At 55.2% G+C, this 12,883-nt stretch carries 7 protein-coding genes; all 7 read right to left on the reverse strand.

All coding sequences use genetic code 11. The features are described 5' to 3' along the window. Positions 1 to 314 precede the first annotated feature (314 nt). A complete protein-coding gene (locus tag ABV589_RS18850; protein ID WP_367083026.1) occupies positions 315 to 3,326 on the reverse strand; it encodes a type I restriction endonuclease subunit R in 3,012 nt (1,003 codons plus the stop codon). A gap of 228 nt (positions 3,327 to 3,554) precedes the next feature. Next, on the reverse strand, positions 3,555 to 4,883 hold the full coding sequence (locus tag ABV589_RS18855) for a restriction endonuclease subunit S (protein WP_367083028.1): 1,329 nt from the start codon (positions 4,881 to 4,883) through the stop codon (positions 3,555 to 3,557). Further along, positions 4,876 to 7,275 carry a class I SAM-dependent DNA methyltransferase gene (locus ABV589_RS18860; RefSeq protein ID WP_367083030.1) on the reverse strand — a complete coding sequence of 800 codons (2,400 nt, stop codon included), beginning with the start codon at positions 7,273 to 7,275 and terminating at the stop codon, positions 4,876 to 4,878. The genes ABV589_RS18855 and ABV589_RS18860 overlap by 8 nt, the downstream gene beginning before the upstream one ends. Positions 7,276 to 7,523: 248 nt before the next feature. Then, a complete protein-coding gene (locus ABV589_RS18865) occupies positions 7,524 to 8,048 on the reverse strand; it encodes an opioid growth factor receptor-related protein (protein ID WP_213629794.1) in 525 nt (174 codons plus the stop codon). Positions 8,049 to 8,060: 12 nt separating this feature from the next. After that, the gene (locus ABV589_RS18870; protein WP_367083032.1) at positions 8,061 to 9,506 is read right to left on the reverse strand and encodes an alpha/beta fold hydrolase; all 1,446 of its coding nucleotides are present in this window, start codon (positions 9,504 to 9,506) and stop codon (positions 8,061 to 8,063) included. A gap of 61 nt (positions 9,507 to 9,567) precedes the next feature. After that, positions 9,568 to 10,335 (reverse strand): NAD-dependent deacylase, encoded by a 768-nt coding sequence (locus tag ABV589_RS18875; RefSeq protein ID WP_213629790.1) that lies wholly within the window; start codon positions 10,333 to 10,335, stop codon positions 9,568 to 9,570. A 541-nt stretch (positions 10,336 to 10,876) separates the two neighbouring features. Continuing rightward, positions 10,877 to 12,694: a hypothetical protein gene (locus ABV589_RS18880; protein WP_202988191.1), complete on the reverse strand. Its 1,818-nt coding sequence runs from the start codon at positions 12,692 to 12,694 to the stop codon at positions 10,877 to 10,879. Positions 12,695 to 12,883: the final 189 nt, after the last annotated feature.

Below are 12,883 nucleotides of genomic sequence, written 5' to 3' on the forward strand. Positions count from 1 at the left end.
GCTAAAGGGGTCGCTCCGGTTGAGGGAACGCCAGATGCGATAAAGCCCGCATAAGGCGGGCTTTATCGTGGAGAGTTGATGGGCCGGGGTAATTTGAAAAGGCTCTGTAGCTATCTGTTTTTATTGGCTAATAATTGATCAGATAAATTCCTTGGAATACCAGCTGGAATGCTGTGTGGTCTAGTTTCCGATGGACGGTCATTTTTGAGTTGCGTCCCCTCCACGGCTTCGAGGTTAAAGCTCCAAGCGAATGGGCGTGACGGCGTTAGCCGTATGGACCGGACATGCTGAGACATACCGAGCTTGCACATATCTCAGCCCAGCATGCCCCTCATGCTCTGCTGCAACGAAGACTTGAGCGCTTCATCACTGGCTACCAGCCGGTAAAGCTCTAGGTCCTGGCGGCGGCGTATCAGCATGACTTCCTCGAAAATCTTCTCGAACGCCAGTGCACGATGGTCTTCGTCCTGGCTCTTTTGGTACTTTGGCTCAAAGTCCGGATGTTCCTGAATGCCCTTTAGAATACTCAGGAACTTCACGCGCTTTTCTTCAGTGGTCACACCCCAGCCCTGGAACCAACGCTCGTTGAAGCTCTGGATGATTTGGTCAAGCGGGTCCTTTTCCTGCTCACCACCATGTACCCCACGCGGATTTGGGTTGGCTGGATCCAGCTCGGTTTCCACGTCATCCAACGCAATGCTGTGGTTCAACTTGACTCGTTCCAGCCCATAGGACGCGAGGTCAACCGAGTTAAGCAGAGCGTCGATTTCGTCGGCGTCTTTGTCCTGCACTTTGAGTTTCGGGATCAGGAACTTGAGGAACCAGAACAGCTTTTCCCAGGCCACAATCTCATACGGCATGATCGAGGCCATCTGGCCGTAGATCTTCACGAACTGCTTGGCCTTGATTTTGAAATCGACCTTGGCCTCATCCTCTAGCTCTAGTTCCACGTCGAAACGCTCAGTGGCGATATCGATCAGCACAGCCAGCTTTTCAGCATCGACGTTGTCGAAATACTGCGTGGCAAATGCCTCTACTTCCGGCCACTCGTAGACGCCGACCTCGTCCAGCTGGTCCTTGAGTTCGTGCAGCACATTGATATCCGTTGCTCCGGACAGGCTGGTAGCCGTATAGAATGGGTCGAAGGAGGCTTTGATGTCCTCCACCTGGTTGAAGAAATCCAGAACGAAGAGGTCTTCGGTCTTCTTGCCCCACTTCGGCGCGGCTCGATTAAGGCGCGACAGCGCTTGCACTGCGAGTACGTACTGCAGCTTCTTGTCCACGTACATGGCACACAGCTTAGGCTGATCGAAGCCTGTCAGGTACTTGTTGGCCACCACCAGCAATCGGTATTCGTCGGTGTCGAATTTGTCTCGCGTATCCGCTTCGGGGAAGCGGTTGATGCCGGCTTCGGTGTACTCGATACCATCAACCAATTTTTCGCCGGAGAAGGCAATTAGCGCCTTGAACGGGTTGCCGCGCGCTGCCAGCAAGCGGCTGATGGCCTTGTGATAACGGATGGCGGCTTCGATGTTTTGGGTTATGACCATGCCCTTGGCCTGGCCCTTGAGCTTTTTCGGCGTGACCACCTGCTCAATAAAATGCTCCAGCATCACCTCGGCCTTAACGTCGATGGTCTGCTGGTCGCGTTCGACATAGGCGCGTAGCTTCTTCTGTGCTTTCAGCGTGTCAAACAGCGGATTGTCCTCGATGGACTTCTGAATTTCGTAGTAGCTGCGGTACGTGGTGTAGTTGGCCAGCACATCGAGGATAAAGCCCTCTTCAATGGCCTGCTTCATCGAGTACAGGTGGAAGGGCGCGAAGCGGCCATCGGCCTGCTGCTCGCCGAACTTCTCCAGCGTGCTGTTCTTCGGCGTGGCGGTGAAGGCAAAGTACGAGGCATTGCCGCGCATCTTGCTGTTCTTGATGGCGCTGAGGATCTTCTCCTGAGTGTCGTCTTGCTCGTCGCCGCCCATCACCTTGTTCATCGTGCCGTGGCTGCTACCGTCCTGCGAGCTGTGTGCCTCGTCGATGATCACGGCAAAGCGTTTGCCGGCCATGTCGTCGATGCCATCCACGATCACCGGGAATTTCTGGATGGTGGTAATGATGATTTTTTTTCCCTGCTCCAGCGCCCGCTGGAGGTCAGAGGACTTCAGCGCCGGAGCGATGATGTTTTTTACCTCGGAGAACTCGCGTAGGTTCTCGCGCAATTGCTTGTCCAGCAGGCGGCGGTCGGTCACCACAATCACCGAGTCGAACAGCGGCACATCTAGAGCGCGCGCGCCGACAACGTCCAGTGAAGCCGGATAGGTTTCTATCAACTGATAGGCCGCCCAGGTGATGGAGTTCGATTTGCCCGAGCCGGCTGAGTGCTGAATCAGGTAGCGCTGACCCACGCCATGCTGGCTGGCATGCGTCACTAGGCGGCGCACCACATCCAGTTGGTGGTAGCGCGGGAAAAACAGCGTACGCTTGGCCAGTGGCATCTTGCTGCTGCCGTCCAGGCGCACAAAGTGTTGGATGATGTTGGCCACACTTTCGCGGCTGAAAATCTCCTGCCACAGGTAGGCGCTCTTGTGCCCGGCGGGGTTGGGCGGGTTACCAGCCCCGTGATTGTGGCCTTTGTTGAATGGCAGGAAGAACGTCGCGACACCTGCCAACTTCGTGGTCATGTAGACCTCGTCGGTGTCTACCGTCATGTGCACTAGGCAGCGGCCGAATTGCAGCAACGGCTGGCCCGTGTCGCGGTTCTGCTTGTACTGCTTTTGCCCGTGATAACGGGCGTTCTGGCCCGTCCAGGGGTTCTTCAGCTCCAGCGTGGCGAAGGGCAAGCCATTGATAAACAGCACCAGGTCGATTTCTTCCAGTGGATTACTCATGGAGTAACGCACTTGGCGGGTGCTGCTAAAGATATTCGCCGCAAACTGCTGTTTGACTCGCTCCGAACTGCTCGCAAGCGGCGCGGGGTACATCAGGTTAAGGTGCACGTCGTCGATGGCCAGGCCGCGCTTGAGCAGGTGCAGTACACCGTACTTCTTGGCCAGCCGGTCGAAGCGTTCGAGGATGCGTAGATCCCAGTCCTCGTAGCGCTGCTTGAGACGCTCAAGATCATCGCCTTGGCTGGCCTCAAAAAATTGCCACAAGCAACGGCTATCCACGGCATAGTGGGCATTGAAATCCTGAGCTCGACCCAGTCGATACCCGTGGTTGAGGGCCGCCGGCACCGCGCTGTCACGGACCAGCGCCTGCTCTTCTAGGCAAGTGCCGGTGAGGTATTTCTCGATGCTAGCTTCCAGCGCCTGTTCGTTGGTCTTGCTTACCATGCCGGCTTCCTTATGCCTGTTCTTTCTGCCAGGCTAGCCCGGCGCGGGGTGCAAATTTCTAAAACTGCCCAGCCAGCGGGGGTAGACATTCGTCGCTACCCACCTGACTTACCACTAACCCATTGATCCACTCGACAGCAAACAATTAACAGAGCTGGCCGACAGCCTGCTGAATGTCTAACGGCTCGGCGTATTTGTCTAAGCACTGCAGTTGCTGCTGGGCATCCATCAGGCCACCTCCATATCTTGAGTCTCCGGCTCCGACACGCCCGGCACTTTGATCTTGCCGGTCACGGCGCTATTGATCAGGGTGACTTTGTATTCTTTGAGTTTGGTGATTTGTTGTTCAAGTAAATCGAGAGCTTTGTTCAGCTTCTCCGACTCAAGATCAAGGTGCGCCACTATTGCGTCCTGTTCCTCACGGTTTGGAAAACCAATTTCCATAGACATAAACATATGACCGTAAAAGCGCAAGCGTGAAGAGTGCAGGCCCGTTGAGACTTTGTTGTAGTGCGCAATATAAGTCGTAGTTTTCAGAAGCATCTCAAGGTACTGCGGATTTAATGTGCCGTGATTCAGCTGCCTGTAAACCCCATAGGCCGAACTAACGATGCCAGCCCGATCAGAAACGCCAAGCGCGCCCATCCAGGCCCACATAATGTTGAATATAAGATCATCTTTCTGGCAAGTCTTTGATCCGGTGTAATCCTCAGACATAAACATTGTCACATTCTTTTCTGAGCGAGGCGTTACTCCAGTCAGATGAGAAACTGAGAGAAGCTCTTGCTGCCCGTCGGGGGAGCGCTCATCGACTTCGCGGAAAATATACTTGGCTCGCTTTATCGACCAATGCGACGGAATTTCGCCAATCCATTCGATATCGGAGTTCCGCATGGGTGCACGCGGATTAAGGCCGCGGGTTACGGCCTGCTGGATCAGTATCTGCTTGCGCTCCTTGAGTAGTTCGATCTGGCGTTCCTTGGTCTGAATCGCCTGATCAATTTGTGCAGTTTTAACAGATAAAAATCGAGCAATAAGCTTCTGTTCTTGAATTGGCGGGTTGAGTGATTTAAAAGCCAGAAATACATCCTTCGGAATGGTATTTCTCAAGCCTTTGTACAGAAACCTCAGTCGCTTTCCTGAGTCAAGACTTAGGTAAAGGTATTGAAGATATTCTTCATCGAATTTTCTGCGCGGCCGGAACACCGTGTAGGCGCCCGTTATCATTCCATGCAAAGAGGAAAGACCAATGGTTCTAGGCGTTTCCTCAACATCGAACAAGCAGAAAACAAAGTCGCCAGGAGTGACCTCTTGGTAGGTGTCAAACTCTGCGGGAAACTTTCCTTCTGGATTGTCCATGTCGCGTTTGATAATCCCGCCTAGAGTGAGCGACAGAAGCGTATAACGATTGGAATTCTTGCCAACAAGATTTTTGTTAAGATCAAAAATGTACTTGTTTGCCAGGGTCTTCCAGTGTGCGGGAACACTTCCATAGCACTCAACGCCGGAGTCACGATAGTTCTCATAGGTCGGGAAAGAGCCGAGAGATTTAGACATTGTTGACTCCAGAAACCTCGTCGAGAGGCACTCCCAAAATCTCCGCAATCAACCCTTCCGCCTGCTGCTCCAGCGCCACTATCTTCCGAGCCACTTCGTCCATGCTGCGCAGAGGTTGGTGCTTGTAGAAGTATTTGTTGAAGCTGATCTCGTAGCCGATCTTCACCGACTCCAGATTGATCCAGGCCTCGGCGACATGGGGCACCACTTCGGCCTTGAAGAAGCGGTGGATGGAATCGGCCAGGGGGATGCTTTCGCTGTCGCGCAGGTCGCTATTGGATTCATAGGTAATAAATTCGCCGGTCCTGTCGCTGGGGTAGTAGCCGAAGTCCGGTAGGTCGGCCTCGCGGCAGTCCAGCCGCTCCAGCAGCGCGGCCAGCTCAGAGCGGTCAAATTTCTCCACCTTGCGGATGACCTTGGCGGCGTTTTCGTCGTACCAGCTCACTGCATTGAGCACCTGATTGCGCTCACTGGCACCGAGCTTGATGCTGGCCTCTTTACTCAGTTGTTTAAGCGCCTTGTCCACCTGTTTGGCGAACAGGTTGAAGTCGTCATATTCCTCGCTGCCGATGGCTTGCATCAGGTAGTTGGCCACGGTGACCAGCAGGGACTGCTTAGCCCATGTTTCCAGGCTCAGCAGCTTTTTGCGCTGCTTGGCGTTGAGCTCCAGGCCTTGTTCTTCACACCAGGTGAGGATGGCTTTTTCATGGGTGGTCAAGGTAGCGTCCTGATACACCGCCTCGCCCCACTCTTGGTAAATCCACTGCATGGGTTCGCGCAGAGCCTTATCGAAACGTAGGGTTTCGATGCGCTCGGCGCTGAACTGCGCCTTGCGCCGGTCTGGCCGTTCGATGCTGACCTTGTGGTAGCCGAAGTCGCGGTTATCAAACACCTGCGCGGCAATGCCGTCACCACCGGCCGGGCGGTCGCAGCTGGCCAGGTCGAGGTAGGTTTGGGTGATCTGCTCGATATGCTCGGGGGCAAATTCACAGTTTTTGTTGCCGAGGTTTTTGCGCAGTTTGCGGTAGAGCAGGCTGGCATCGATCAGTTGCACCTTACCTCGGCGCTGCGCCGGCTTATTGCTGGTGAGCAGCCAGATATAGGTGGTGATGCCGGTGTTGTAGAACAGATTGTTGGGCAACTGGATGATTGCATCAAGCAGGTCGTTTTCGATCAGGTGGCGGCGGATATTGCTCTCGCCACCACCGGCGTCGCCGGTAAACAGGCTGGAGCCGTTATGCACCGAGGCGATTCGCGAGCCGAGGCCGCTATCTCCGGGAGCTTTCATTTTGTTGACCATTTCCATCAGAAACAGCAACTGGCCGTCGCTGGAGCGCGGGGTGGCGTCCTGCAACTCGGCGTTGTCCCAATAGTCTGCGAGGCTAACCTTGAAGCGCGGATCGATCACGTCGCCGCCGTCTTTGATGAACTTCTGTTCGCTGGCCCAACTTTTACCGTAGGGCGGGTTGGACAGCATGAAGTCGAAGCGGCTGCCGGCAAATTCGTCCACCGAGAGGGTGGAGCCGGGGCGGATGTGGGCAGGGTTGTTGCCCTTGATCATCATGTCCGACTTGCAAATGGCATAGGTCTCGTCGTTGATCTCCTTGCCATAGAGGTGAATGTCGCGCTGGATGGCCGAGTCCGGGTATTTTTCTTCGATAAAATTCTGCGACTCGGTGAGCATGCCGCCACTGCCGCAGGCCGGGTCGTAGATGGTCATCACGGTGGGCAGGCGGTCTTTGATCGGGTCGAAGACCAGGTGGGTCATCAGCTCGATCACTTCGCGCGGGGTGAAGTGCTCGCCGGCTTCCTCGTTGTTCTCTTCGTTGAACTTGCGGATCAGCTCTTCGAACACATAGCCCATGCCCAGGTTGCTCAGGGCTGGTAGGCGGTTGCCGTGCGGGTCTTCGCTGTCCTGCGGGGTGAGGTTGATGGTGGGCGAGGTGAATTTCTCAAGTACGTCAAGCAGCACGTCTTTGCTGGCCATGTGGCGCATCTGCGACTTGAGATTGAAGCGCCGGATGATGTCTTTGACGTTGTCGCTAAAGCCGTCGAGGTATTCCTCAACGTTGCTCAGGAGGATCTGCTGGTTGTTGGTGGCGGTCTTCTGCAGTTGGCTTAGCGTCCACTTGCTGGTGTTGTAGAACACATAACCGGAAGCGGCACGCAGGGCGCTGTCGTCCAGTTCGGTCTGGCTCATTTCATTTTGCTGAAAGGCCAGCTCTTCCATTACCTTGACCTTGCTCGCCTCCAGCAGGGCATCGAGCCGGCGCAGCACCACCATAGGCAGGATGACGTCACGGTATTTTCCGCGCACATACACGTCGCGCAGGCAGTCGTCGGCAATCGACCAGATAAATGAAACCAGTTTGTTGTGGACCGCGTGGTTCAACTGCAGATACTCCAAATCAAAGCGCTGAATAGCAGCGCTGCTAGGGCGGCTTTACCGCACCCATGTGCAAGCTAAGGAGCGCATCATAACCAATGCAGCTGCGCTTTTGGCGGAGGTGAGGTAAGCGGATCGAACACACCTTCAGAACTCCAGCATTAAGGTCGACGATGGTTGAACACTTTAAGAAGGCGCCATGATGCTTGCTGAACGAGTCTAGGCTCCGCAGGTGGTGGTCTGCGGCGCGTATTTTATGAGGGGAGAGATAGCGCTTCACGCCAGAATCGTAACGGCACTTGATCGCATGGCTCACGCGTTTGGTGGATAACCTCTTCCAGGATGACGAACAGCCTCAGCGCCTGTGCCCGGTGACCCAGTAAGCACAACGATTTTAGGATGCGCGTCATTCGCAGGTCGTTGTGATTCTGCCTGAATGCCCAGTTCTGACTCCGGCTATCCCAGTCGCCTGATTTCTCGATCAGCCCTGACGCTTGCTGGCGTAAACCATAGAAACTCAGCATGCGACGCAGAGCGCGTCCTACTCCGCCTCTGACGCGCTCGTCGTTCGCTAGCTCGTCGAACTCGGCAAGGCTCGCCACTGGCGAGTGGCTGTTGAAAGCACTGGGCTCAGCCAGCGGAAACCACCATTGTATGAAGTCATGTGTGCTTTCCAGAGTTCCATCATCCCAGGCCAATGCCTGGGCTAATGTACGCTGGCGATGGTCCATGCCATCGTAACCCAGATAGTTGCGAATCAATTCTTTCGCACTCGCCATACATTGCCCTCGTTACGCTTTATTGGCCACCAGTTCCAGCGCTTTACGGATGACATCAGGCGCTACTTCTGGTTGGTCTTGTGTTGTCCGCTGGAAGACAACGATAGTGATCTTTTTGCGACGCTGCCTATCAGCACCGTAACGAGCGGCCTCCGTCAACGCCAATACCAACCCGGCAATCGCCAACGATGGATCAATTCCACCGTGCCCGGCGCCTAGCACTGGCATGACCACTTCGTTGATCCGCTTGTCAGCAAGCAGCTCGAACAGTTCCTGCATACCATCGAATACGTAGGACATCCTGGCGGCAAGCCCTTGCCCGGCGCGCTGCGTGGTGGTGGAAACTAAGGCTATTGCGGCCGCGTTTTTCGAGGGGTCCGAAACAAGGATGGCTCGGCCGGGACCATAGCTTTCGCTAGACTCATCCATCGTCTTTTGTTGCTGCGTACCGACGCCAAAGCGCATCTGGCATTGCTGTCTGACAAGATCCGAGAATTCCGGCGCCGTATCGGGGCAATGCCGGTTGATATAAACGCCCAACGCACTCCGGGTATCGCGGGTGCAATAGTCTTCGAAATACTCATTGCAAGGTAATGCCACCACGGTTGTTTTCGCGTCCACCGGATGGTTTTCGATTCGCCCGGTGACGATGCTGATCTCACTCTCTCCGACGCTGGTACAGAAGCCGCCGGGGCATTCCCAGACATTGGTGGTATTGCCCTTTTGCTGCACGATACCTTCGATGAAATCACACAACACGCGGTGCTGAATGGCCTGTGCATCCGCCGGCTTGGCGATGGAAAAATGATCTGACAACGGGACCTTTAGAGCATCGCCGAAATAGATGGCCCCACTGACCGGGGGCACGACCTGTGCCAACCACAAAAAGCGCTTGAGCACCACGAACTGGTCTTCCACCAATTCCCGACCATAGATCACCAGCTTGCGGCTCATCAACACATTGCGAAAATCGCTATTCAGATCGTTGAGCCAGACATTGTTCTGACAAAACGCCAACGCCTGGCCTTGAACATGCCCCATGAACTTTGCGATCGGCCCAAGCCAATTAGCATAGGACGAACCCAGTGAGGGAGAGGCGATCAGGAAAAGCCCAACTTCAGCACCACGCTCCACAAGGTCATCCAAGCGCTGCACGATATAGCGTCGGGCCACGATGCCACCCATGCTATGAGCAACGAAGACAATTTTCCGCGCCCTGTTGACACCATCGAGGTGCAGGCTTTCCTTCAATGCATCGACAACATCGCCTAGGCTGTAGGACCCGCTGAAGAACTCGGTGCGATAGGTGAACTCATAAATGCCCACGCTCCCTATAGCCGCGTGCTGGGAAAGCAGGTCCGGCCAGTAGGTTTTATTTTGATGACGCCAGCACGTTTCACCGTCGGACAGCACCCCATGCAGAAACACTACGGCCATCGGCGATGCCGTATCGTCCATTGCTCTGATCCAGCGCCCCTTCATAGCGTTTCTCTCACGTCCATTTCCGTACATTCACGAATCATAAAAAGGCGCAGTTAACCAATGCCGGTAAGGCGACTCCAGCCTTCCCCCGAACATTCCAGGTACAGACGCTGTCGAGCGCGGTTTTCTCTGGATTGATCTGGATAACTTTGCAGCCCGCCCGGCTCGCCTCTTTTGGAAGCCGAGCGGCAGGGTGAACATTGCCCGAGGTGCCCACCACGATGAGCAGATCGGATGAACTGGTTGATTTAAATGCCCTATCTAGCATGCCCTCAGGCAACAGTTCGTTGAACCATACGACGCCTGGCCTGACCTTACCTGCGCATGTCTGGCACTGGGGTGGCGACAAACGCCCGTCCCCCCCAGGCACCTCAGACAGGCTGTCCACCAACGAGAACGGGCTCGCGCACTCGAAGCACCGCGGATGGTGAAGACTGCCGTGAAGATGCTGCACATCGGTGCTTCCGGCACGCTCATGCAGATCGTCGACGTTCTGGGTAAACAATGTAAGTTGCGGGACACGGCGAGCAAGCTCGGAGATGGCCACATGAGCGGCATTAGGCCGCGCCGCAAGAACCTGCGCGCGCCGCCACTCGTACCAGCCCCACACCAAGGCAGGATCGCGCCGGAACGCTTCGGGCGTGGCAAGCTTCTCGGCGTCGAAATTCGCCCAAAGCCCGGTCAGTGCATCGCGGAACGTCGGAATACCGCTTTCAGCGGATACACCCGCTCCTGTCAATACGGTGATCTTTTGCGCACCTTGCAGTGCCGTGATTAATTCGGGATCAAAATCGGTGAAGTCCATGGCACCTTTCTGACGGCCTACTCCACGTGACCAGCACGTGGCGCTAACCGAATCAGTCCTTGGGATGAGCGGGGTTCGACCTGACAATACGAAACCAGAACGCTTCTGGCTCCTAAAATTCCAGAGCCGAATTTTACGTACAACCACGAAATAAAAAAGCCCCTTAGGTTGTGTACGAAAGGTTCTGAAACGCAGGTTCGGCAAGGCGAAAACCAGTGAGGAAGCGGACTGGGCCCGCTCTCGGTTGACTGGTTGCCAGTGAGCTTTCCGACCCGGTCGCGTCCGACCTGGCTCGCGATCGAGCCTGTTTTCAAAGCGGCATTGGTGAACTCGGATGCATTTCGTACAGAGCCTAGAGCTTACAGCGACGAGTTGGATCATTGGGCACATACCCGCCCGCGACTGTTCAGCCCTGCGGTCGACCTGAAACGCCAGCCAACTGTGCCCATGATGCTCAAGCAAGTATCGAAGCGGCGAAATGGAATAAAGCCAGCGATTGGGAGGGAATGACGCAACAGATCCGTGCTTTGAGCGCACGCCATCATTCCTGACATATCACGCATCCGAAGGCTCCGACCTCCGTACAGGCAGCAAAGAAAGACGACAGTAACCAATAGAGCTGGACGAAGTAGGGGCTGGCGCTGTGACCCGCTTTGATGTCCTCAAAAGCTTGCTCAACTGCGGCCTTGCTCAGGGATGAGGTCACGATGGCCACCCGTTTGAAGGTGTGAGGGGCATTCCTGCAAAACTCCACTGCAGTTCGAGAATCTGCGGTTGTGCCTCGGCATGTGCGATGAATGCCTGTTTTTACCCTGTTGTTGGTATAAAGCCGATTCCATCGCGCGAATTTCTTGGTCATGGCCGGCGCGGGCAAATTGAGATTGCCCAGGTTTTTGATAGCCTGGCTGACAGAAACGTGGAACGCGCTCGCGCCGAGAGTCAACTCCCCGTGCTTGGCATGGTAGAAGGTGATTCTTGGAGAGGCTGGATCCGTTCGGAAGCCAATGAAATCAGCCCATTCGTCACCAAGATCATCGCAGACCATAACATCGTCTTCGGGCGCGACCGTCGATAGTACTGCGCCGAACGTGGAGTCAAGATCGAACGTATGATGGACAGCGGTAAAGGCACCTTTCTCGTCCGTGACAGTAGCCAGCTCTGCATTGCCGAAGAGGTAGCCCAGGAACTGATTGCCACCGTTCACCAAGGAGTCGTCCTGGTAAAGGTTGCCGTCCAGATAGGCAAAGCGAGGCTGGTCGAACAGGACAATGTACGTGTCTTCTTTGTCGATGAACTGCTTAAGCAGAACGCGACCTTCGTCCGCTCCTAGAGCGAACTGTGTGTCCTCGACATAGACATCGGCGAGCAGAGGTAGCGTGAGGCGTTTCAAAGCGATTCGCGTTTTGTTGATCGCGAGTTCGCCCACTTCGACGCCTGTTGCAAGCTGGGACACGAGTAGTTTGCCGGCGGCGTTTTTGGCAACTCCCAAGATGTCTGTCAACTCTGCGAGTATCGGATCGACTTCTACCTTTGGCAGCTCTCGATAGCCACCTCCGTCCCGCTTGACCAAACGAATAACTTTGTCGTCAAAGATGGCCTGTCCGAGGATGGCGGTATCAACCGCAAATTGGGTAGGGCTAGCCGTCAGATCCGATAGCTCCAGCGGTCGGGCGAAAGCTGCCAGAAAAGGGGAGGACGATGGCCTTCCAGGTCGAGGGTGCAGGCGGTCAATGATACTGCAGGCATAGTCCACCAGTTCCAGGTAGCCAGCACGATCCGCTCGAAGTGAAATCCGGCCGGTTCGCGGTGTTGTTGAGAAGTGCTCGTCCGCCTCTGTGAAGCTGTAACCCAGCGGGGCAAATCGAGCCGAGGAGGCCATGCCCACGTTGTTCTGGAGGTTCTCGCCCTCAAGTGTCTTGCTGCGCAATGCAAAGCGGGACAACGTCATATGGCGTAGCCGAACCCGGGCAAATACTGAATCCTTGCTAGTGAGTCCACGGTCAACATCTTGGGAGCTGATGCGCTGCAGGTGCCGCTTGGTGAAATCTGCGGGGACGTCGATCTGGGATTTGAAAATGGCGACGTAATCACGGTGCTCGACGATCAGCAAATATCCGGTTACTCGGTCGATCACGTCGTCAGCCTCAGGTAGGAAAGCTGGTGTCTTGTCGAATTGAAAGCATAGAGCAGACCAGATTGATGCCCCGTGGGCCTGCCGTATGAAAGAGAATAGGTTGTTCGAGGGAGATGTGTGAGCACATCTGATCGCCCGGAACAACGCCGTGATTGCGCCCATTGTGATCGGAGCTTTTCGGCGATAGAAGTAGCAGGATTTGCTGGCTTGAAGCTCATCGATCATGTCCGTTTCCCTACGGCAAGGGGTAAAACGTGGAGTCCATCAACTCGATGAGGGTAGCCCAATGCCACTAAGACTGTATAGATGGATACGCTTTAACAGAGCATGGCTGCTTGCGAGCAATCATAGGCTGACATGAAGGACTGCTAATGGTGGATTACTTCCTGTAATGACTGACCGGTTTGGATCGTC

Origin of the sequence: Pseudomonas sp. HOU2, assembly GCF_040729435.1 — a bacterium.
In the GTDB taxonomy this organism is placed as follows: domain Bacteria; phylum Pseudomonadota; class Gammaproteobacteria; order Pseudomonadales; family Pseudomonadaceae; genus Aquipseudomonas.